The sequence below is a fragment of the Actinoplanes palleronii genome (genome assembly GCF_016862315.1).
In the GTDB taxonomy this organism is placed as follows: Bacteria; Actinomycetota; Actinomycetes; order Mycobacteriales; family Micromonosporaceae; genus Actinoplanes; species Actinoplanes palleronii.
Genome location: NZ_BOMS01000158.1, coordinates 32276 through 53412, shown reverse-complemented (window position 1 = coordinate 53412; position 21137 = coordinate 32276). Strand labels below are relative to the sequence as shown.

General features: G+C 71.7%; 19 protein-coding genes. 8 read left to right on the top strand and 11 right to left on the bottom strand.

The genetic code is table 11. From position 1 onward, the window contains the following. The 5 genes from Apa02nite_RS44535 to Apa02nite_RS44515 all read right to left on the bottom strand — a co-directional run bounded on the left by Apa02nite_RS44535 (nt 1) and on the right by Apa02nite_RS44515 (nt 7892). Nucleotides 1-1638, bottom strand: a complete 1638-nt coding sequence (locus tag Apa02nite_RS44535; RefSeq protein WP_203830526.1) for an NAD(P)-binding domain-containing protein — start codon at nt 1636-1638, stop codon at nt 1-3. A 213-nt stretch (nt 1639-1851) separates the two neighbouring features. Then, nucleotides 1852-1968, bottom strand: coding sequence for an SEC-C metal-binding domain-containing protein (locus Apa02nite_RS52500; protein WP_373873094.1), 117 nt, complete (start codon nt 1966-1968; stop codon nt 1852-1854). A gap of 163 nt (nt 1969-2131) precedes the next feature. Next, nucleotides 2132-3193 (bottom strand): FAD-dependent monooxygenase, encoded by a 1062-nt coding sequence (locus Apa02nite_RS44525; protein ID WP_203830525.1) that lies wholly within the window; start codon nt 3191-3193, stop codon nt 2132-2134. A 111-nt stretch (nt 3194-3304) separates the two neighbouring features. After that, the gene (locus Apa02nite_RS44520) at nt 3305-6340 is read right to left on the bottom strand and encodes a M4 family metallopeptidase (protein WP_203830524.1); all 3036 of its coding nucleotides are present in this window, start codon (nt 6338-6340) and stop codon (nt 3305-3307) included. A 76-nt stretch (nt 6341-6416) separates the two neighbouring features. Continuing rightward, nucleotides 6417-7892: an aromatic amino acid ammonia-lyase gene (locus Apa02nite_RS44515; protein WP_239164999.1), complete on the bottom strand. Its 1476-nt coding sequence runs from the start codon at nt 7890-7892 to the stop codon at nt 6417-6419. Nucleotides 7893-7955: 63 nt separating this feature from the next. Between Apa02nite_RS44515 and Apa02nite_RS44510 the strand changes: the two genes are divergently transcribed. Together Apa02nite_RS44510 and Apa02nite_RS44505 are read left to right on the top strand one after the other, a co-directional pair. Continuing rightward, entirely contained in the window at nt 7956-9473 is a 1518-nt protein-coding gene (locus tag Apa02nite_RS44510) for an NAD(P)-binding domain-containing protein (protein WP_203830523.1), read from the top strand. Nucleotides 9474-9475: 2 nt separating this feature from the next. Beyond that, complete coding sequence (locus Apa02nite_RS44505; protein WP_203830522.1) at nt 9476-10912, top strand: class I adenylate-forming enzyme family protein; 1437 nt, start codon at nt 9476-9478, stop codon at nt 10910-10912. 243 nt (nt 10913-11155) lie between these two features. On the opposite strand, the gene Apa02nite_RS44500 is transcribed toward Apa02nite_RS44505, so the two are convergent. Together Apa02nite_RS44500 and Apa02nite_RS44495 are read right to left on the bottom strand one after the other, a co-directional pair. Then, the gene (locus tag Apa02nite_RS44500; protein ID WP_239164998.1) at nt 11156-12106 is read right to left on the bottom strand and encodes a nucleoside hydrolase; all 951 of its coding nucleotides are present in this window, start codon (nt 12104-12106) and stop codon (nt 11156-11158) included. Nucleotides 12107-12122: 16 nt separating this feature from the next. Beyond that, on the bottom strand, nt 12123-13313 hold the full coding sequence (locus tag Apa02nite_RS44495; protein WP_203830521.1) for an ROK family transcriptional regulator: 1191 nt from the start codon (nt 13311-13313) through the stop codon (nt 12123-12125). A gap of 125 nt (nt 13314-13438) precedes the next feature. On the opposite strand from Apa02nite_RS44495, the gene Apa02nite_RS44490 reads away from it, so the two are divergent. The 5 genes from Apa02nite_RS44490 to Apa02nite_RS44470 are packed head-to-tail and all read left to right on the top strand — an operon-like array spanning nt 13439 to nt 17715. After that, nucleotides 13439-14452 (top strand): substrate-binding domain-containing protein, encoded by a 1014-nt coding sequence (locus tag Apa02nite_RS44490; RefSeq protein WP_203830520.1) that lies wholly within the window; start codon nt 13439-13441, stop codon nt 14450-14452. 2 nt (nt 14453-14454) lie between these two features. Then, nucleotides 14455-15420 (top strand): ABC transporter permease, encoded by a 966-nt coding sequence (locus Apa02nite_RS44485; RefSeq protein ID WP_203830519.1) that lies wholly within the window; start codon nt 14455-14457, stop codon nt 15418-15420. Continuing rightward, nucleotides 15417-16157, top strand: a complete 741-nt coding sequence (locus Apa02nite_RS44480; RefSeq protein ID WP_203830518.1) for an ATP-binding cassette domain-containing protein — start codon at nt 15417-15419, stop codon at nt 16155-16157. Before Apa02nite_RS44485 ends, Apa02nite_RS44480 begins: the two co-directional genes overlap by 4 nt. Before the next feature lie 11 nt (nt 16158-16168). Next, nucleotides 16169-17038, top strand: a complete 870-nt coding sequence (locus Apa02nite_RS44475) for a sugar phosphate isomerase/epimerase family protein (RefSeq protein ID WP_203830517.1) — start codon at nt 16169-16171, stop codon at nt 17036-17038. Next, nucleotides 17035-17715 carry a nucleoside/nucleotide kinase family protein gene (locus Apa02nite_RS44470; protein ID WP_203830516.1) on the top strand — a complete coding sequence of 227 codons (681 nt, stop codon included), beginning with the start codon at nt 17035-17037 and terminating at the stop codon, nt 17713-17715. Before Apa02nite_RS44475 ends, Apa02nite_RS44470 begins: the two co-directional genes overlap by 4 nt. Here Apa02nite_RS44470 and Apa02nite_RS44465 read toward each other — a convergent pair. Beyond that, entirely contained in the window at nt 17696-18199 is a 504-nt protein-coding gene (locus Apa02nite_RS44465) for a flavin reductase family protein (RefSeq protein ID WP_203830515.1), read from the bottom strand. The two genes, Apa02nite_RS44470 and Apa02nite_RS44465, sit on opposite strands and share 20 nt — an antisense overlap. A gap of 130 nt (nt 18200-18329) precedes the next feature. Next, the gene (locus Apa02nite_RS44460) at nt 18330-19181 is read right to left on the bottom strand and encodes a universal stress protein (RefSeq protein ID WP_203830514.1); all 852 of its coding nucleotides are present in this window, start codon (nt 19179-19181) and stop codon (nt 18330-18332) included. A 176-nt stretch (nt 19182-19357) separates the two neighbouring features. On the opposite strand from Apa02nite_RS44460, the gene Apa02nite_RS44455 reads away from it, so the two are divergent. Then, nucleotides 19358-19852: a DUF309 domain-containing protein gene (locus Apa02nite_RS44455; RefSeq protein ID WP_203830513.1), complete on the top strand. Its 495-nt coding sequence runs from the start codon at nt 19358-19360 to the stop codon at nt 19850-19852. Here Apa02nite_RS44455 and Apa02nite_RS44450 read toward each other — a convergent pair. Together Apa02nite_RS44450 and def are read right to left on the bottom strand one after the other, a co-directional pair. Next, the gene (locus Apa02nite_RS44450; protein WP_203830512.1) at nt 19849-20376 is read right to left on the bottom strand and encodes a DUF3558 family protein; all 528 of its coding nucleotides are present in this window, start codon (nt 20374-20376) and stop codon (nt 19849-19851) included. The two genes, Apa02nite_RS44455 and Apa02nite_RS44450, sit on opposite strands and share 4 nt — an antisense overlap. A 155-nt stretch (nt 20377-20531) precedes the next feature. Next, the gene (gene def, locus Apa02nite_RS44445) at nt 20532-21077 is read right to left on the bottom strand and encodes a peptide deformylase (RefSeq protein WP_203830511.1); all 546 of its coding nucleotides are present in this window, start codon (nt 21075-21077) and stop codon (nt 20532-20534) included. Nucleotides 21078-21137: the final 60 nt, after the last annotated feature.

Genomic DNA, 21137 nt, shown 5'->3' with positions numbered 1-21137 from the left:
TCAGCTCTCGGAACCGGGCTGGTTCTCCGGGGTGTCTCGACCGTGCTGAGACACCCCTGGGAGCCAGCCGGGGCCGTGACCGGCGAGCGGCAGCGACAGGCAGCGGGCCACGAACGCGGCCAGCGGCTTGAGGTGCACGTCCGGCCGGTCCCACTCGTTCTCCAGGTTCTCGGCCAGGTGGTGCACGGCGGTCACCGCGCCGCCCCGGTGGTGCCGGACGACCGGGTGCAGGTAGGCGGCGTCGTGGGCCTGACCGGGCACGTCCTGCGCCACCCGGCCGACGGTGATGTCGAACGGGTCGACCTGGTCGTGCTCGGGGCCGTACTCCAGGGTGACCACGAACGCGTCCGAGTACTCGTGACCGGGAGTGGCCAGCCCGTGCCGGGTGAACCAGTCGACCGGCACCTCGTCGTGGTACCGGGCGTCCGCCCCGGCCACGGTCACCACGTCGGCCAGGAAACCGAACTGCTGCCACAGTGCCGAGGACCGGTTCACCCGCGCGATGATCGCCTCGGTGACCGTTTCCGGCGAGGCGTCCAGCTTCTCGGCCGGCCAGGTGCTCCCGTCGTACGAAAGCTCCAGGGTTGTGGAAAGCGCACGCACCGCATAGCGGAAGCCATGGATGAAACCGCTGGTGGATTTCTTGAAGTCCCGGACCTGGGAGATCGTGCCGGCGAAGAACAGGCCTGGCACGTTGACCGATTCCCATCCCTCGGTCTGTGCCGGGAAGCGGTCCTTGATGGTCAGCTCCGGTCGGCAGGACTCATCGAAGATCGTCGCGTCGAACTGGAAGCCGGTGCAGGCCAGCACCCGGTCGTAACGCAGCTTCTTGATCACTTCCTGGACCCGGGAGAACGCGAAGGTGACCGTGAAGCCGTCGCCGTCGCGTTCGATGCTGCGGACCTCGCCGTCGAGGACCGCGTTCGCGGACTTCAGCTGGTACGTGTCGAGGAAGTTGTTGTTGACCGCGCGCAGGTGCCCGACGTAGTGGGTGCGCCAGGCCAGCCGGATCGAGCTGGGCCCGGCCAGGTGGATCAGCGTGGTCGTCTCCATCAGGGCATCCGCGGTCTCGAACGCCGAGTTGCCCTTCCCGATGATCAGCACTCGCTGGTCGAGGTAGTCGCGCGGATCGACGGACATCTCCGCGTAGCCCTCGGCGAGTTCAAAACCGGGGATGTCCGGCCGGTAGGCGCGGGAGACGCCGGTCGCCACGATCACCCGCCTGGCCTGCCACGTCCGGTCGCCGGCCGCGACGGTGAACAGGTCGCCGTCCCGGCTGATTCTGGTCACTCGCGCGTGATATTCGATCTTCAGGCCCTTACTGAAGTCGTCGAGGTAGCGCAGCATCACGTCGGCGTCCGGGAAATACCTCTCGGTGTACCTGGTGAACCGCAGCGCCGGGTCGTCGCTGAGCAGCGAGTTCCAGTCCAGCCGCAGGTTCAGCTCGGGGTCGTCGGAACCGGTGTGCGGTTTGTTGATCGAGATCAGCGTGCGGTGCCGGGGGAAACGCTCGAAGAACGCGCCCGGCCGGTCCGCGCCCTCCAGCACCAGGTAGTCGCGCCTGCCGTCGGCCTCCAGCAGTGCGGCGAGCTGAAGCCCGGCCGGTCCGGCTCCGATGATCACGTAATCAAGCGGCATGCCGCGACCGTACGAATCAGATTTCAGAGAAATATCAGGGCGTTCCGTCGCCGGCTGGTCCTGAGGGGTGCCCGGAGGGCGGTGAGGCACCGCTGAGGGCCAGCCGGGGCCCGGCGCCGGCTGGTTCTGGGGGGTGTCCGGAAGGCGGTGAGGGACCGCTGAGGGCCAGCCGGCGCCGGCGGCCGTTGCGGGCCGCCGGCGCGGGAACCTCAGTCACGGACGTAGTAGTGGCCGTTGGTGTCGTCGTAGCGACCCTGGCTGCGGCAGCACCGGCGGAAACCGCCGTCCGGAGCCGCACGGGCACGGGTCCTTGCCGCCGAGCTTCTCGATCAGCTCCTTGCCACCGACGCCGGCGGCGACGCCACCGACGACGCGGTCTCCGCGCTTGACCTGAGTTTCGCTACGGATACCCCCTACGACGTTTACTGGTCAGTTCAAAAGGACAGCTCTTCGCGGCGCATGGTGGCCTCCCTGGTGTGTCGGTAGGTGCACGTTAGGCGGCCGGGTCCGGGGGCGCGACCGATTTTGACGCGGTCAGGCGCGCGCTGGCCGCGACCGTCTGTTCGGTTTCGGTCCGGCGCAGATTTTCGTACGCGGTGAAGGCGGCCGCCGGGTCACCGTGCTCACCCAACGCCCCCGCGAGGGCTACCGCGTCCTGCAGAGCCATCGACGCACCCTGCGCCGCGGCCGGGGTGGTGGCGTGCGCGGCGTCCCCGGCCAGCACCATCCGCTCGTTGTGCCAGTGCGGCGTGGTCGGGATGTCGTAGGACTCCCCGCCGATCACGTCCGTGCCGGAGGCCGTGATGATCGCGGTCAGCGGGGTGGCGTCGTCCCGGCACACGTCGAGCGCGCGATCGCGCCACGACGCGGGGGAGTCGCCCGGCTGCCCGCCGTCGACCCGGGCGAACCACCAGGTCCGGCCGTCCCCGCCGGGCGCCGTGAAGCCGAAGAACGCCCGGCTGCCGTGCACCATGTGGAACCCGTCCGGGCCGACGCCGGCCGGATTGCCGGGCGCGTAGCCGTAGATCACGTGGCCGCCGCTGAACCGGGGCTCGGGCGCGGCCGGGTCGATCAGCCGGCGGGTCCGGGAGCGGATGCCGTCGGCCCCGACGAGCACGTCCCCAGTGACCGTGGTCCCGTCGGTGAACGCCACCTCGACACCATCGGCCCGGCTCGCCGCTGATGTCATCCGCCGGCCGTGACGCACCGGGATGCCCCGCTCGGTGGCGAGCTGTTGCAGCGCGCGGTACAGGGCGGCGCGGGTGATCGACCGCGCCCCGCCCGCTATCGGCCGGTGCCCGACCTGCTGCCCGGCGGCGTCCCAGAGCGTCACCGTCGGCGCCGGATAGGAGACCGCCTCGACCGCGGCGGTCGCGCCGATCTCGGCGAGGGCCGCCATCCCGTTGCCCATCAGGGTCAGGAACGCGCCCGCGTCCGCCCCGCCGGCCGCGTGCGCCTCGTGAACCTCGGCCGGGATGCCGGCCCGGTGCAGGGCCAGTGCGGTCGCGGTCCCGGCGACCCCACCGCCCACGATGATCACTCTGCCTACCGTCATGCCACCCATCCTCCACGTAGGACCAAACCGCGGAACGGACCCGCGGGGCGAGACTGCGGGGCGGACCCGCTGGGCGGGACCGCCGGAACGGACCGCGGGACGACGATCGGGTCAGGTGACTTTCAGTTTCAGCGCGGCACTCGTCGCACTCGCGTTCAGGGCGCCGCCCGTGGCCACCACACGCAGCGTCCAGGTGCCACGCTTGAAGGCCCGGGAGAACGTGTACGCCCCGCTCGCCGTCGTCCTCGTTCTGGTCACGGTCACCCACTTGGTGCCGGACTTGCGCTGCAGCGTGATCGTGACTCCGGATCGAGCCGGCTTCGCCGTACCGTAGATCTTGGTTTTGGTCGTGTTCGCCTTGACCGTGACCGTGTAGCGGACGGTGACCGTCGTGGTCGCCGAGGTGGCCGGCCAGACGCCTGCGGCACCCGGATAGGTGACGCGGTAGGCGGTGCGGGCCGCCGGTTTCAGGGTGGCCCGCCAGGCGCCCTTCGCGTCGGTCCTCACCGTCGTGACCCGGCTCCACGTGGTGCGACCGGCCGGTCGCTGCTCCACGGTCAGCACCGCACCGGCGATCGTGCCGCCGCCCCGCACTACCCGGCCACTGAGCACCGTCGCCTGACCGAAACCGATCGTGGCGGGAGAGAGGGCCAGCGGCAGACCGGCCGGGGTCAGGGTGACCGTCTTCTCCGCGCCGGGGCCGATCGCGCTGGTCGCCCGGATCCCGGCGGTGTACGACTTCCGCGGGTCCAGCCCGGTCAGCGGCATCGACCGGGCGGTCCCGGCCAGCGTCGTCGTGCTGCCCGGCGTCACCCGGACGACATACCCGGTGACCTGCACATCGCCGGTCGTGTACCGGGGCTTGTCCCACTCCAGCAGCGGCGCGCCGGGGCTGCCGGTGAGGCGGACGCCGAGCGGGACGGCCGGCGCGTGGGCCGGCAGGACCCGCCACGGCGCCGACACGGTCACCCGCTCACCGTCGGCGTCGACGGCGGTCAGCACGGTGGTGCCCGCACCGGCGGTGGTGGGGATCCCGGCGATCCCGACGGTGTAGACGCCCGAGACCGGCCGGCTCACCGACAGGTCGAGACCGTCCGGCAGACCGGTTGCGGTCACCGCGAGCTTGACCGTGTCGACCATGTCGTCCGGCGCGTCGGCGAAGGTCATCCGGTAGTTGCCGAACGCGCCGATGCCAAGCTGCATGTTCATCGCCACCGGGGCCGCCTGGACGACCGGCGGGCCCTTGACGATCCACCACATCAGCTCCCGGGCGGCGTTGCCGTCCGGGTCGGTGGCGATGATGTCGCTCGGGTACTCGCCCCGGACGCCGGGCGTTCCGGTGATCAGGCCGGCCGCGTCGATCGACACGCCGGGCGGCAGACCGGTGGCGCTGAAGGTGACCGGCTGGCCCTGCGGGTCGCGGGCGCCGACCTGGATGCGCACCGGCTCGCCGACCCGCGGCGACGGCGTGTGGTCGGCGAACGGCAACAGCTCCGGGGTGCCGTACGCGGCGTCCGAGCCGTCCACCCCGGCGGCCAGCCAGGCGGCGTCGACGGTGCGGCGCTCGGTGCTGTCCGGGCCGTAGAGGTCGGCGGCGGCGAGCAGGGTGGCCTGCCGCGCGCCGGCGTAGTTGGTGTTCGAGACCATGTAGACGGTCAGCGCGCGGTACCAGATCTGCGCGGCGCGGTCGTTGCCCAGGCCGGTGACCGGTGTCGCGTCGCCGCACGGCGGGCTGTCGCCCCACTGCGTGACGCCGCTGCCGGCCGCCAGGGTGTAGAAGAACTTCCCGCCGATGCCGGACGAGCGGTGCACGTCCAGGTCCTTGACCGCCGGCGTCCAGCAGGAGGCCGACTTGCCGTTGCGGCTCGGCTCGTCCATCCGGCGCAGCGGCGCGGCGCCGGTCTGCTCGCCGATCAGGTAGTCGGGGGCGTCGGCCGGGTTGTTCGCCGCGAACTCGACGAGCGTGCCGAAGATGTCGCTGCTGGCCTCGTTCAGGGCGCCGGACTCGCCGGAGTAGACCAGGCGGGCGGTGCGGGAGGTGAGACCGTGCGCCATCTCGTGCGCGACGACGTCGAGCGAGGTGAACGGGCGACCCGCCGGGGAGCCGTCGCCGAACATCACGCACTCGCAGTAGTCGCTCCACGAGGCGTTGGCCTGGTCGACCGAGTGGTGGACATAACCGGTCAGCCCGGTGCCGTCGTTGCGGATGCCGGCCCGGCCGAACGTCTCCCGCAGGTAGTCGAAGGTGCGGGCCAGGCCGTACTGCACGTCCACGGCGGCGGTGGCGCGGTCGGTGCGGGTGCCGTCGCCCCACACGTTGTCGGCGTCGGTGAACTCGGCGAACTTCACCGGCTTCAGCGTGTAGTACTCGTTCAGCGCGTCCCGGACGCTGATGCCGCCGCGGTCCGGGTCGACGAGCGCGTACGAGCCGTCGTCGCGCCGGGTGGTGCCCAGCGGCACGTCACCGACCTGCAGGCCGTGACCGGTACCGGACTCGGCGGTGTGCACCTCGTCGTAGTCGCGGCGGACCGTCCCGGTGGTCGCGTCGACGATCACCACGTGGCCGCCGGCGGTCACCTCCCAGGCCAGCGCCGGCTTCCCGGCGAACGCGTCGACGACCTGCCGCGCCCGGCTCGCCGCGCCCTGCCCGGCCACCGTGATCGCCCGGCTCCGGCTGATCTTCGCGGTCGCCGGCACGTCGACGGCGTGGTCCTGTGCGACGGTGGCGCCGGCGAACCGGCCGTTCGCTCCGGTGTGGACGACGAAGTCGCCGCCGAGCACGTCGAGTCCCCGGTGGGTGCGCTCGAATCGGACGTGCCGGCCGCCGCGGGCGTCGACCACCGCGTCCACCGGCTGGTACGTCTCGCCCGGCGCGGAGCGGACGACGGCGCCGTTGCGGCGGATCGCGGCCTGCGCGTCACCGACCGCCCGGGCGCGGGTCGCCGACGGCTTCGGCGCGGGGGCGGTCGTGGTGGCGGTCACTGCCGCGGCTTCCGGAACGATCGTGGTTCCGGCCGGGGCGGTTGACGACGTCCCGGCCGCTTCCGGTTGCGGTTCGCCTGCGGCGCTCTGGTGTACGACCACAGCCGCGCCCCCGGCCAGCACCATCATCACGGAGAGCGCGATCAGGCCATGTTGATGCCGCACTGCCATACCGATAGTCCCCCGTCGATCACCGATGAGGGTGGAACGATACCGGACCGGCGCGGGGCACCCGACCCCGTCATCGAAGGTCTTCGACGACCCGGGCGGCGCGGCGGACGTCCTCGTCGAGCGGGCGGTCCGGGTCGATCGGCGCGATGGCCTCGCTCAGCGCGTCGACGATCGCCGCACACCCGGGTGCGGTCGGCCGCCTGCCGCCCACGTGCACCGCCTGCCGCAGCCCCAGCGCCAGCGACCCGGTGATCAGGCTGAGCAGCCGGGACTGGTCCAGGGCGCGCAGCGCCGCCTGGGTGCCGAACGGGACCACGTCCTGGTTGTGCAGGTTGGTGGGCAGGCTCTGCATGGCGGCCGGCACCACGTCCCGGCGGATCTCGGCGATCAGCGCGGTCGACGCCAGCTGCACACCCTGCAGGCCGTGCTGCTGTCCCGGCCCGGCCGCCAGCATCGGCGGCAGCCCGCCGTTGCGGACCGGGTCGACGAGCAGGTCCAGCTGACGTTCGGCCAGGTTGCCGAGCTGGGCGAGCACGTTGGTGAGCAGGTCGGCGGCGAACGCGGCCGGCTGGCCGAAGAAGTTGCCGCCGTGCACCACCCGGTCGCCGTCCGGGAAGAACAGCGGGTTGTCACTCACACCGGCCAGGTCGGCGGTGACCACACCGTCCACGTAGCGCAGCGCGTCCTCGGCCGCGCCGAGCAGCTGCGGGGTGCACCGGATGCTGTACGGCTCCTGCAACGGGCGGGTGCCGGACGGCGTGGTGCCGGCCAGGACCGTGCGCATGGTGGTGGCCACCTCGATCGCTCCGCAGTGGCCGTACCGGTCGAGCAGGCCGGCGTCGAGGAACTGCGGGTCGCAGCCGAGCAGGTCGGCCAGCACGCAGGTGAGCTGCTGGATCACCCGGTGCGAGGTGCGGACCCGGTCGAGGGCCAGGGCGAGCGCGGCGGTGGTCAGCGAGGTGCCGTTGACCAGGGCGAGCGCGTCCCGGCCGTCGAGGGGGAGCGGGGTCAGCCCGGCGCGGTCGAGGGCTTCGGCGGCCGGCATGCGTACGTCGTACAGATAGGCGTTTCCCCGGCCGCGCAACGCTTGCGCCGCGGCACCCAGCGGGATGAGATCGCCGCTCGCGCCGACCGAACCGAGGCGCGGCATGACCGGGCTGAACGTGGTGCCCAGCGCGGCCGCGAGCGCGTCCACCACGTGCGGCGACACGCCCGAGGCGCCTTGGGCCAGCGAGTGCGCGCGGACCAGCAGGGTGGCCCGGGCCAGCGCCGGGTCGAGGTCCGGACCCTGGCCGGCGCCCAGGTGCGCGAGGGTGTTGTCGGCCTGATCGCGCTGGTCGGCGCGGCCCGCGTAGCCGACCAGCGCGCCGAAACCGGTGGTGTTGCCGTAGACCGCCCGGTCGTCGCCGAGCACCTTGGCCAGAAAGACACGCCCGGCGGTCAGCCGGTCCCGGACCTCCGGACCGGCCAGCACCGTGATCGGCTCGCGTGCGGCGCGCAGGTCCGCGATGCGCAGCGGAGCGGCCAGATCCACCTCGATCGTCATGGTTCGGGACGCTAGCCACGAGTTCTCAGAGCGTTCTGAAATCGGATCGGTAGCTTGCGGCGCATGACGCACGACTACCTCATCATCGGCGCCGGGCCGGCCGGCCTGCAACTCGCCGCCCTGTTGGAGCGCGATGGTCATGACTATGTCGTCCTGGAGGCCGGTGCGGCGCCGGGGACGTTCTTCACCCGGTATCCGCGGCACCGGCAGCTGATCTCGATCAACAAGGTGTGGACCGGGTCGGAGGACGCCGAGTTCAACCTGCGGTCGGACTGGAACTCGCTGCTGACCGACGATCCGGCGCTGCAGTTCAAGAACTACAGCTCGCGGTACTTCCCGGCGGCGGACGATCTCGTACGGTATCTGGCCGATTTTGCCCAGGGGTTGAACGTGTCTTACGGGGTTCGGGTCGACGGCGTGTCTTTTGGAGACGGACATTTCACCGTCACTGCCGGCGCGTCCTCGTGGCAGGCCCGCCGGGTCGTCGTCGCCACCGGCGTCTCCCAGCTTTACGTCCCGCCGATCGAGGGCGCGCCGCTCTGCGAACGGTATGACACGGTCAGCGTCGACCCGCAGGACTTCGTCAACCAGCGAGTGCTGATCATCGGCAAGGGGAATTCGGCGTTCGAGACCGCGGACGCGCTGGTCGAGACGGCCGCGGTGATCCACGTGGCCGGTCCGCACTCGATCCGGCTGGCCTGGCAGACCCATTACGTCGGGCACCTGCGCGCGGTCAACAACAACTTCCTCGACACGTACCAGCTCAAGTCGCAGAACGCCGTGCTGGACGGGACCGTCGAGCGCATCGTCGGCCGCGACGGCGGCGGGTTCACCATCACGTTCCGGTACGCCCGGACCAGCGAACGCCTGCGCGAGATCGACTACGACCGGATCATCCTGGCCACCGGCTTCCAGTTCGACGCGTCGATCTTCGACGACTCCGCGCGGCCCCGGCTGGTGATCAACGGCCGGTTCCCGGAACAGTCACCGGCGTTCGAGTCGGTGAACGTCCCCGGGCTCTACTTCGCCGGCACCCTCACCCAGCAGCGCGACTTCAAGAAGTCCACAAACGGTTTCATCCACGGCTTCCGCTACGGCGTCCGGGCCCTGCACCGGATCCTGAACAGCCGCTACCACGACACCCCGTGGCCGTCGGTCACCGTCGACGCGAGTCCGGAAGCGATCACCGACGCGATCATCGCCCGGATCAACGTGTCGTCGGCGCTGTGGCAGCAGTTCGGTGTGCTCGCCGACGTGGTCTCGGTCGCCGGCGGCGTGGCCCGCTACCAGCAGGAGGTGCCGGTCGCCCACCTCGGCCCGGAACCGCTCGCCCTCGTGATCACCCTGGAGTACGGCCCGGAGCACGACCAGGTCGACCCGTTCGACATCACCGTGCCGCGGATCGCCGAGAACGACGCCGGCGCCGCGCACGACGCCAGCTATCTGCACCCGGTCGTCCGGGTACGCCGCGACGGCGCCGTGGTCGCCGAGCACCACCTCGCCGAGAACCTGGAGAACCACTGGAACATCCCGGCCGTGCACCAGCAGCCCCTGGCGCACTTCCTCAAGGGCGTCCTCTGACCATGTGGCCGGCGCCGGTGCCCGACCTGCCCGATCCGCTGACCGTGTGGCCGGCGCCGGTGCTCGAGCTGCTCGCCGGCGGCGGGGACCGGCCGGTCTTCGAGGACGGCGACACCGTGGTGACGGCGGCCGGGATGTCCGAGCTGATCCGGCGGATCGCGGCCGGGCTGCGCGCGTCCGGGATCGGGCCGGGGCGTGGGGTGGCGCTGCGGCTCGGGGTGAACGCGCCGGCGTTCGCCGCGACGATCGCCGCGTTCGCGGTCGGCGCGCGGGTGTCCGGGCTGCCCGGCGGGCTCACCGAGGGGCAGCTGGCCCACCTGCTGGAACGGGACGACGCGGTGCTGATCGACGACGAGTTCGTGGCCCAGCTGGCCGGGTTCCCCGCTGATCCGCTGGTCGCGGCGGGGCGCGCCGAGGACATCGCACGGATCATCTACACCAGCGGGAGCACCGGGAACCCGAAGGGCTGTGCGCAGACGTACGCCGCGATGTCGGCCGCGTGGGCGCCCTACCCGGACCGCTGGCCACCGGCGATCGCCGAGCTCGCCCGGCGGCTGGACCGCTACCTGGTCTTCGGGTCGCTGAGCAGCCAGGTCATGCTGGAATACGGCATCCTCACGCTCGCCGCCGGCGGCACCCTGGTCGCCGCGCAACGACCGGTCTTCCCGGACGCGCTCGTCGAGCACCGGGCCACCGCCAGCGTGATCACCGTCGGCAAGCTGCACCAGCTGGTCCGCGCGCAACAGGCGAACCCGGCCGACCTGAGCGGCCTGCGGGCGCTGATGGTCTCCGGATCGCCACTGTCCCCGGCGCGGCTGCGCTCGGCGATCGACGTGCTCGGCCCGGTCATCTTCCACGGGTACGGCCAGACCGAGACCGGCATGATCGCGATGGTGACGCCGGGGGAGATGGCGGCTTTTGCCGGTACGGTGGGCCGCCCGCCGCCGGTCACCGCGATCTCACTCCGGGACGGTGAGCTCTATGTGCGAACTCCGGCACAGGCCTCGTCCTACTGGCAGGACCCTTCGGAGTCGGCCGAGGTCTTCGTCGACGGCTGGGTCCGCACCCGCGACCTGGCGACGCTCGACGCCCACGGCTACCTCCACCTGCACGGCCGCACCCGCGACGTGATCATCGTCCAGGCCACGCTGGTCTACGCCGGCCCGATCGAGCAGCTCCTCACCACCGACCCCGCGGTGGCCGAGGCCTACGTGGTCGCCCGCCCCGACGACCACACCGGCGAGTCCGTCCACGCCTACATCGTCCCCACCCCGAACGCCACCCCGGACCTGCCGGCCCTCCGTGCCCTGGTCACCACCCGCCTGGGCCCGGCCTCCACCCCGCAGTCGTTAACGATCATCGATCAGGCCCCGCTGACCCCCAACGGGAAACCCGACAAATCCGCCCTCTCCCGCTCAACCCCTATTCAGTACGAATAAGGAGCGCCCGCCCGCAGGCTACGAGCCGAGTCCCGTGACGGTCCCGCGCGACACCGCCCCACTCCCGACCGCGGCGCGCGTCCAGATCCCGGCTGGTTCTGGGGGGTGTGTCCGAGCCCGCGAGGCACCCCTGAGGACCAGCCGGAAATCTGGGGCGCGGCCGGGCCGGGAGTGGGGGCGGCGTCGCGCGGGACCATCACGGGACTCGGCTCGTAGCCTGCGGAGGGCCGCTCCTTATTCGTACTAAAGGGGGTTTGGAATGGGCAGTTGGCGGATCGTGGTGAGCAGGAGGTGCCAGAAGGCGGGGACGTCGAGGGCTACCGCCACGTCGGCGTTCGGTGGGAGGCCGGTGCGGGCGTGGAGGTCGACGACGGTCGCGCCACGGGTGTGTGTGCCGGTCAGTTCGACGGTGACCGGGGCGGGGACGGTGTGCACGATCGACGGGTCGAGGACGGCGGCGACCGCGATCGGGTCGTGGACCGGTGGGTGTTCGAAGCCGAAGACCCGCAGGTAGGTGGCGGCGAAGAACGTCATCAGCTCCGCGCAGATCGTGCCCAGGCGGGTGTTCATGGCGCGGAACTCGGCGATGACCGACGTGGTGGCCAGGGCCTGGTGGGTGACGTTCAGGCCGATCATGGTGATCGGCAGGCCGGAGCGGAGCACGATGTCGGCGGCTTCCGGGTCGGTGACGATGTTGAACTCGCCGTAGGGCGTGGTGTTGCCACGGTCGGTGGAACCGCCCATGAAGACGATCCGGCGCACCTGCGGGAGGACCTCGGGGTGCCGGGTCAGCAGGGTTGCGATGTTGGTCAGCGGCCCGGTGGCGATCAGGGTGACCGGTTCCGCCGAGTCCACCAGCAGGCGGTGCATCAGGTCGACCGCGTGCCGGCCGGACAATTCACCGACGGGGCCGTCGAGATCCGGGCCGTCCAGGCCGGACTCGCCGTGGATGTCCTCGGCGACGGTGAGCTCGCCGGTCAGCGGGCGGTCGCAGCCGGCCGCGACCGGTACGCCGGTGACGCCGGCCAGGGCGAGGATCCGCAGCGCGTTCCGGGTGGTCTTGTCGAGGGTCTGGTTGCCGGCGACGGTGGTGACGCCGAGCAGGCGGAGCCGGGGATCACCCGTGGCGAGCAGCAGGGCGAGGGCGTCGTCGTGTCCCGGGTCGCAGTCGAGGATCACCTGAATGGGGGTCACCCCGTGACGATAGGCCTCAGCCGCGGGCGACGAGGTCCTCGACCCGGCCGGGCGCGAAGATGCCGTCGGCCAGCAGCAGGGCCAGCCCGATCAGTCCGGAGCGGTTGTCCAGCCGGGTCGCCACGATCTGCAGGCTGCGGGTCGCGAGGGGCAGCGAGCGGCGGTAGACCATCTCGCGGATCCCGGCGAACAGCTGCTCCTCGATCCGGGCGAGCTGCCCGCCGATCACCACGACGCGCGGGTTGACCAGGCTGACCGAGTCGGCGACGGCGTGCCCGATGATCCGGCCGGCCCGGCGGGCCAGGCGCACGGCGAGCAGGTCGCCGGTGCGGACCAGGGCGACCGCGTCGTCCACCGTGGTCACGTCCTTGCCGGCCTCGCGCAGGTCGCGGACCATGGCCCAGCCGCCGGCATAGGCCTCGACGCACCCGGTGTTGCCGCATCGGCAGACCGGCTCGACGTCGGCGTCCTCGACGGTCACCTGGATGTGCCCGATGTCGCCGGCCGCCCCGTCGGCGCCCCGGTAGATCTCGCCGCCCAGGATCATCCCGGCGCCGATGCCGGTGCCCGCCTTGATCATCAAGAGCTGGCGGACGTCGGGGTAGACGCTGCGCTGCTCGCCGAAGGCCATCGCGTTGACGTCCTTGTCGACGAGCACCGGGCAGGCGTAGCGGCCGGCGAACCAGCCGGGGATGTCGTACCGGTCCCAGCCGCTCATGATCGGCGGGCTGACCACCTGGCCGCTGTCGAAGTCGACCGGGCCGGGCACGTCCAGGCCGATCCCGAACACCTCGGCGGGTGTGCGCCCGGCGCCGGCCAGCAGCTCACCGAACATCGTATCGGCCGTGGTGAGCACCGGATCGGGTCCGGCGGCCACGTCGATGGCCCGCTCGCGCTCGGCGAGCACGGTGCCGCGCAGGTCGCACAGCGCGGTCCGCATGCCGGTGGCGCCGATGTCGGCGACCAGCAGCACGCCGCGGTCGTGGTGGAACGTGAACCGGCTGGCCGGTCGGCCGCCGGTCGGTGAGCCCTCGCCGCTCGGCACCACCAGGGCCGCGCTGAGCAGCGCGTCGAGGCGCTGGTTGACGGTGGACCGGGACAGGCCGGTCAGTTGCATGACATCGGCCCGGGTCAGGCTCGGCCGGCCCCGGAACAGCTGGAGCACCGCACCGAGTCCGGCCACGGTCGGGACTGCTGACGCGCTCATGGACACCGGCAGATCCTATTACGAGTAGGCGTCATACGTAAGTCCCGGATGTTTTGGTTGACAGAAGTCATAAGTGCCTCTGTAATCAGACGAAACATCGACGACACACCTCGGGAGGTCTCCCCGTGTCACGTATACCGATCACTTTCGGCCTGGCGCTCACCGTGCTGGTCACGGCCGCGGCTTGCGGGTCGAACGACGACGCCACCACGGCCGGCACCGCCAAGGTCGCGGCCGTCATCAAGGGCCTCGACAACCCGTTCTTCCAGTCCATGGAGAAGGGCATCAAGGAGCAGGCGCAGACCTCCGGCACCGCGGTGACCGTGCAGGCGGCCAACTCGATCACCGACACCACCGGGCAGGCGGACAAGCTCACCGGCCTGGCCGGGCAGGACTTCTCCTGCTACATCGTCAACCCGATCTCCGGCACCAACCTGATCCAGGGCATCGCCCAGCTGGCAGCGAAGAAGAAGACCATCGTCAACATCGACAGCCCGGTGGAGGCCGCCGCCGCGAAGGCCGCGAACGCCGCGCCGGCCACCTACATCGGCACCAACAACACCTCGGCCGGGCAGCAGGCCGGCGAGCAGATGCTGAAGCTGCTGCCGGGCGGTGGCAAGGTCGCCGCGATCGGCGGCATCGCCGGTGACGTCACCAGCGGCCAGCGCATCGACGGGTTCAGCCAGGCGATCACCGGCAAGCTCGAGCTGGTGCAGACGGTCGCCGCCAACTGGGAGCGCCAGGAGGCGCTTACCCAGGCCACCAACCTGATGCGGGCCCAGCCCGACCTCAAGGGCTTCTTCGTCGCCAACGACGACATGGGGCTGGGTGTGGCGCGCGCCGTCGCGACGTCCGGGAAGACCGGGCAGATCAAAATCATCAGCGTCGACGGGATCAAGGACGCGCTGAGCGCGGTCAAGGCCGGTCAGGTGGACGCGGTGGTGGCGCAGTACCCGTACGCGATCGGGCTGATGGGCATGGAGGCGTGCCAGGCCGCGGCGAAGGGCAAGACGCTGCCGGCCACCGTCGAGGCGCCGGTCGAGGTGGTCACTAAGGAGAACGCCGACCAGGCGCTCGCCGCCACGCCGAAGCCGTTCGGCACGTACGCCGACCCGTTCAAGACCCTGCTGGGCAGCTGATCATGACGACTGTCGCCGCTACGCCGCGGTTCAACACCGGACGGCTCAAGGACGTCAGCTTCTGGGCCGAGTGGGCCGCCGCGATCGGGCTGGTCCTGCTGGTCATCGTCTTCCAGATCCTCAACCCGACGTTCCTGAGCACCGGCAACATCGCCTCGATGCTGGTCGCCGCCGCGATCCTGGTGATCCTGGCGGTGGGGCAGACGTTCGTGGTCGCCACCGGTGGCATCGACCTGTCGGTCGCGTCGATGATGACCCTCGGGGCGGTCGGTTTCGGCCAGGCGTACTCGCACGGCTGGGGCCTGACCTGGTCCTGCCTGGTCGCGGTCGCGGTCGGCGCGGTCACCGGCCTGATCAACGGGCTGGTCATCGCGAAGGGCCGGATCACCGACTTCATCGTCACGCTCGGCATGCTCTCCGCGGCCTCCGGCGCCGCACTGATCCTCGCCGACGGCAAGCCGGTCACCGTCATCGACACCACCCTGCTCCAGCTCTCCACCGGCGGGATCGGCGTGTTCGGCTGGACCGTGCTGATCGCCGCGGTGGTCGCGATCATCGCCCATGTGCTGGTGTTCTGGACCCGGTTCGGCACCCACGTGCTGGCCACCGGCGGCTCCCGCGAGGCGGCCAACGCGACAGGCATCAACACCGACAGGATCAAGATCGCGGTGTACGCGGTGTCCGGCCTCCTCGCCGGTCTCGCCGCCATCCTGCTCGTCGCCCGGGTCGGCGCCGCCGAACCCGCCTCGAACACGTCCTTCCTGCTCAACTCGGTGGCCGCGGTCGTCCTCGGCGGGGTCAGCCTGCTCGGCGGGCGGGCCACCATCGCCGGCCCGGTGATCGGCGCGCTGCTGCTGACCGCGCTCACCAACGGCCTCACCCTGCTCGGCGTCTCGCAGTTCTACCAGCCCCTGGCCGTCGGCTTCGTCGTCGTCCTCGCGGCCCTACTCACGAGGTTCCAGAAATGAGTGCTCTGCTGAGTGCCGACGGCGTCTCCCTGGCCTTCGGCAGCGTCCAAGCCCTGAAAGACGTCTCCCTGACCGTCGCCGAGGGGGAGATCACCGCCCTGGTCGGCGACAACGGCGCCGGCAAGTCGACACTGGTCCGCTGCATCGCCGGTGTGCACCGCCCGGACCACGGCACCATCACGATGCGCGGCGAGTCACTGCACCTGAAGTCCCCCGAGGACGCCCGGGAGCAGGGCATCGAGACGGTGCACCAGAACCTGGCGCTGGTCGAGGACCTGACCGTGTGGCAGAACCTGTTCCTGAACCGTGAGCTCGTACACAAGATGGGTCCTTTCGGTCTGCTGGACCGCCGCCGCATGCAGCGGCAGGCCCGGGAGATGGTCGCGACCCTGGCGGTGAACGTGCCCGCGGTCGGCAGCCGGGTCCGGCGGCTCTCCGGCGGGCAGCGGCAGGCGGTGGCGATCTGCCGCGCGGCCGGCTTCAGCTCCCAGCTCGTGATCATGGATGAGCCGACCGCGGCCCTCGGCGTCCAGGAGACCGCCCGGGTCGAGGAGCTGATCACCAAGCTCCGCGACGACGGCCGCGCCGTGCTGCTCATCAGCCACAACTTCGACCAGGTCATGCGGCTGTCCGACCAGGTCTGGGTGATGCGCGCGGGCCGCTGCGTCGGCGGCCGCCGCACCGCCGACACCACCGGCCAGGAGATCGTCGGTCTGATCACCGGCGCCATTCAGTGAAGGAGACCCCCATGGACATCCGCAATCCGCTCGGTGTGCACGCCCTCGTCTGGGTCGGCGACACCGCCCCGGCCTCGGTCACGACCGCGATCCAGAAGACAAAATCTTCGGGGTACGACCTGATCGAGTTCTCGTTGCACGACTCCCTGAACCTGGACGTCGCCCGGACCCGGGCCGAGCTGGACGCGGCCGGTCTCAAGGTCGCCTGCTCCCGTGGCCTGGCGATGGACGCCGACATCTCCAGCGACGACCCCGCCGTGGTGGCCCGCGGCGAGCGCCTGCTGCAGGACTCCCTGACGATCGCGGCCGGGATCGGCGCCAGCCACCTGACCGGGGCGCTCTACAGCGCGTTCGGCAGCTACGCCCGCCCGCTGAGCACGGCCGGCCGGGCCAACGTGGTCACCGTGCTGCGCGAGCTGGCCAAGCAGGCCAGCGGCACCGGCGTCACCCTCGGCCTGGAGATCTGCAACCGGTACGAGACGAACGTGGTGAACACCGCGCGCGACGCGTTGCGCCTGGCCGACGACATCGGCGAGGACAACGTGGTCATCCACCTGGACACGTACCACATGAACATCGAGGAGAACGACATGGTACGGCCGGTGCTGGACGCCGCCGACCGCCTCGGTTACGTGCACGTCGGCGAGAACCACCGGGGCTACCTGGGCTCCGGGCACCTGGACTTCACGTCGTTCTTCCACGCGCTCGGCGCGATCGGCTACACCGGCCCGATCACCTTCGAGTCGTTCTCGTCCGCGGTGGTCGCGCCCGGCCTCTCCGCCGACCTGTCCATCTGGCGCAACCTCTGGGACGACGGCGAGGACCTGGCCCGGCACGCGCGGCAGTTCATCGCCGGCCATCTCAGCGCCCGACCGGCATGACCATCACTTTCGCCGGCCTGGTGGACCGGGCCGGCGCGCTCGCCGCGGGCGGGCGACGGGCCGTCCTCGGGATCACCGGCGCTCCGGCGGCCGGCAAGACCACCCTCGCGGAGGCGCTGGTCCGGACGCTGGCGCGGGCCGGGGTGCCGGTGGCGCACGTACCGATGGACGGTTATCACCTCGCCGACGGGGAACTCGACCGGCTCGGCCGGCGCGACCGCAAGGGCGCGCCGGACACCTTCGACGCCGCCGGGTACGCGGCGCTGCTGCGCCGACTGCGGGAGGACGAGGACGACCTGGTGTACGCCCCCAGCTTCGAGCGCCTGCTCGAACAGCCGCTGGCCGGTGCGATCCCGGTACCCCGCGCCGCCCGGCTGATCATCTCGGAGGGCAACTACCTGCTGGTCGACGAGCCGCGCTGGTGCGACGCCCGCCGCCGGTTCGACGAGATCTGGTACGTCGACCTGGCGCAGGAGGAACGGGTGCGCCGTCTGGTCGAGCGGCACGTGCGCTTCGGCAAACCGCAGGCGGAGGCGATCGCCTGGGCCACCGGCACCGACGAGCACAACGCCGGGCTGATCGTGGCCACCCGGGACCGGGCCGACCTGATCGTTCCGAACACCGTGCTGGACGAAGCGTTGGATCAGGTTCGCCCGGTCACAGACGGGCGGCGGTGACGAACGTCCGGGCGTGGTGGATCAGCGGCCGGTCGTCGTCCGGGCCGTGGAACACCTCGAGCACCGACGCCACCACCAGCGTCGCGTCACCCACCGGCACCAGGTGCAGCGGCGCGGCCCGCAGCGCGGCGACCGCGTCGAACAGGACCGGCTCGCCGGACGGGAGGGTGCTCCACCCCTGCTCCGGGGTGAACCGGTCACCGGCGGAGTGCGCGAACTCCCGGGCCAGCGCGACGTGCCGGGTGCCGAGCAGGTGGACGACGAAGCTCGGCGCGTCCAGCAGGATCCGCGCCGACCGCGTGCCCATGACCGAGAACGACAGGGCCGGCGGCGACACCGACACCGACGCCACACTCGAGGCGGTCAGCCCGACCGGCCCGTCCGGCCCGACCGCGCTGATCACCGCGACCCCGGTCGGATACCGGCGGAAGGCCCCCTTGAGCCGCTCGCCGACACCCGATTCCCGCACTGTTCCCAGATCCACCACGCGACGGTAAAACCTCAACCCCGCTTGATGTCAAAGCGTCGTTTGTCACTCCACGCTCCCGGCTGGCCCCCAGGGGTGCCTCGAGGCGGCGGAGACACCCCCGAGCACCAGCCGGGGTCAGCGCCGGTCACTCCGGGGCGGTGCGGGCGATGTGGACCGGGCAGGCGGCGTGGTGCAGCAGCTGCAGGCTGGTCGAGCCGACGAGCGATCCGGAGACCCGGCCGTGTCCGTGACTGCCCACGACGATCAGGCGGGCCCGGTGGGACGCCGCGATCAGGGCGGCCGGTGGGGTGTGGTGGGTCAGCGCCACCTGGACCGGCACATCCGGGAACTTGGCGCGCCACGGGGCCAGCTGCTCCTCCAGACGGTCGAGCTCGCCGTCGTCCAGAGCGGGCGGGTCGGTGGTGAGCCAGGCCGGGAGGGCCGGCGGGCAGGCGCGGATCACCGTGATCGGGCAGTTCTGGTCGGCGGCGGCGCCGAAGACGGTCTCCAGGACCAGGTCGGCGCTGGGGGAGTCGTCGACTCCCGCGGCGATCGGCGCGTCCGGGGCCGGTTGCTCGCCGATCACCATGACCGGGCACGGCGCGTGGGTGGCGACCCGCTGGGCGGTGGAGCCGAGCAGCATCCCGGTGAAGCCGCCGCGGCCGCGCCGGCCCAGGACCAGCAGCTGGGCGCCGCGGGCCGACTCGAGCAGCCGGGGGACGGCCGGTCCGATCAGGGTGAACGTCTGCGGGGTGAGCCCGGGGGCGACCCGCTGGACCCGGTCCACCGCGGCCGCGACGACATCCTCGGCCTGCCGGCGGGCCGCGTCCAGGTGGTGCTCGCCGACCGGGACGCGGGATTCGCGCCAGTCCCAGTCGAAGGCGTGCACGACCCGCAGGGTCAGGCCGCGCCGGTGTGCCTCCCGGGCCGCCCAGTCGACGGCCGCGTCGCTCGTTGTGGTGCCGTCGGTACCGACGACGATCCCAGTGGTCCGCATGGCAGGTTCCCTTCGTCTCTGCCGTCCATCCTCGGTTCCGTCGATCTCCCGGGGCAGGGCAACAGCACCCGGCCCGGCGGGCCGAAGGTCACTTCCACCGATCTCCGGGGCAGGGCGACAGCACCCGGCCCGCCAGGCCGAAGGTCCCGGACCTACCAGGGGGCACTATGAGAGGCATGAACACTGCACCGGACGTGCCAGGAACCGCCCGGGACCGGGACGCGGCCGGGCGGGCCCGCAACTCGCGTCCCCGCGACGGGCTGGGTCGCCCGCTCCCGCACGGGCTGCCCGGCGTGCCGACCACCCCGGAAGACCTGGTGCTCCCGCCGGACGAGGCGCTGCGCGAGGCCGAGAGCCTGCTCGCCGCCGGCCGGCCGTTCCACGCCCACGAGGTCCTCGAGGGTGCGTGGAAGGCCTGCGACGACGACACCCGGGAGCTGTGGAAGGGCCTGGCCCAGCTCGCGGTCGGGGTCACCCACCTGCGGCGGGGCAACGAGGTCGGCGCGGTGCGCCTGCTGACACGCGCGGCGGACCGGATCGAACCGTACGCCGAAAGCAGCCCGCACCGGATCCCGGTGGCCGCGCTGACCGCCTGGGCCCGCGCCCTGATCGCGAGGATCGGCAGCGGCCCGGTGCCGGAGGAACTGCTGGCCCCGCGCCTGATCGGCTAGATCTTCGGGAGCAGGGCCTCGGCCACGTCCTTCTCGTCGGACAGGTTCTGCTTCTCGGTGCCGCCGTGCGCGTAGACGTCGATCTGCACCGTCCCGAAGAGCACGTACAGGTGACCGGAGTGCGCGTACGCCTGATCGCCGAGGTCCTCGACCGGCTCCGCCTCGGCGACGGTGACCTGGAACTCCGCCGCGGTGGTGCGGCTCAGGAAGACCGCGAGCTGGCCGCCGTCCTGCTGCCACTGGCAGTACCGGGTGGCGTCACCGGCGTTCGCGCCGTCCTCGTCGATCTGGCTGACCTTGCGGTTGGTCAGGGTGCTGATGTCGTCCTCGGAGAGCAGCGTGCACGGGTCCGGGATGTCGCCGTCGTCCTTCACCGACGCGGCGTTGCCGACCTGCTGGGCCGCGGCCGGTTCCCGCGTGGTCGTCCGGGCGGCGGACCGGGGGCTGGCGTCGGCGTTGTTGACGAACCCGCAGCCGGTCAGGGCGAGCGAGAGGGCCGCCAGGGCGGCGAGGCGGTGCTTCACGGGTTCTCCTCCGGGCGATGCGGTGGTGCGGCCGGTGGGATCGCATCACGGCAGAGGGTGCAAATCCCAGGGGTACGGGCGCGGAGTCACCCGGTCGCGTCAACCCTGGCCGGCTGCCCGGACCACCACCTCCTCCAGAATGCCGGTCGACGTCATCAGTGCGGGCTGACCCGCAGCTCCGGGACCGGCACGCCCTCGAACCAGGCGGCCTCGCGCAGCGTGTCGAGCAGCCGCTGCCGGTCGTCGGCGTCCTGCCGGTCGAGGAACAGGATCCCGTCGAGGTGGTCGGTCTCGTGCTGCATGCACCGGGCCAGCAGGCCCTGGCCGACGACCTGGGCCGGGTCGCCGTGCTTGGTGTAGCCCTTGGCGACGGCATTGAGCCGGCGCTTGGTGTCCAGATAGACGCCGGGGATCGACAGGCAGCCCTCCGGACCCCGCTGATCCTCCTCGTCGGGGAACTCCAGCACCGGGTTGACCAGGTGGTCCAGCCGCAGATCGTTGCCCGGCAGGTCCGGGTTGATCGCGAAGACCCGCAGGCTGACCCCGATCTGCGGCGCGGCCAGCCCGGCGCCGCGCGACTCCGCCAGGGTCTGTGTCAGGTCGTCGACCAGTCGGCTGAGCTCGGCGTCGAAATCGGACACCGGCGCGGCGGCCAGGCGCAGCACCGGGTCACCGATCTTCCGGATGGGTAGCACGGACACGACGACCTCCATGATGCGGGACACTGCAGCGCTCCTGGAGACGCTACCCGGGTGTGCGCG

Coding starts and splice junctions, on each gene's coding strand:
- Apa02nite_RS44510 (WP_203830523.1), top strand. CDS start 7,956: ATGACGCACGACTACCTCATCATCGGCGCCGGGCCGGCCGGCCTGCAA.
- Apa02nite_RS44505 (WP_203830522.1), top strand. CDS start 9,476: ATGTGGCCGGCGCCGGTGCCCGACCTGCCCGATCCGCTGACCGTGTGG.
- Apa02nite_RS44515 (WP_239164999.1), bottom strand. CDS start 7,892: ATGACGATCGAGGTGGATCTGGCCGCTCCGCTGCGCATCGCGGACCTG.
- Apa02nite_RS44470 (WP_203830516.1), top strand. CDS start 17,035: ATGACCATCACTTTCGCCGGCCTGGTGGACCGGGCCGGCGCGCTCGCC.
- Apa02nite_RS44495 (WP_203830521.1), bottom strand. CDS start 13,313: ATGAGCGCGTCAGCAGTCCCGACCGTGGCCGGACTCGGTGCGGTGCTC.
- Apa02nite_RS44525 (WP_203830525.1), bottom strand. CDS start 3,193: ATGACGGTAGGCAGAGTGATCATCGTGGGCGGTGGGGTCGCCGGGACC.
- Apa02nite_RS44480 (WP_203830518.1), top strand. CDS start 15,417: ATGAGTGCTCTGCTGAGTGCCGACGGCGTCTCCCTGGCCTTCGGCAGC.
- Apa02nite_RS44455 (WP_203830513.1), top strand. CDS start 19,358: ATGAACACTGCACCGGACGTGCCAGGAACCGCCCGGGACCGGGACGCG.
- Apa02nite_RS44535 (WP_203830526.1), bottom strand. CDS start 1,638: ATGCCGCTTGATTACGTGATCATCGGAGCCGGACCGGCCGGGCTTCAG.
- Apa02nite_RS44485 (WP_203830519.1), top strand. CDS start 14,455: ATGACGACTGTCGCCGCTACGCCGCGGTTCAACACCGGACGGCTCAAG.
- Apa02nite_RS44475 (WP_203830517.1), top strand. CDS start 16,169: ATGGACATCCGCAATCCGCTCGGTGTGCACGCCCTCGTCTGGGTCGGC.
- Apa02nite_RS44460 (WP_203830514.1), bottom strand. CDS start 19,181: ATGCGGACCACTGGGATCGTCGTCGGTACCGACGGCACCACAACGAGC.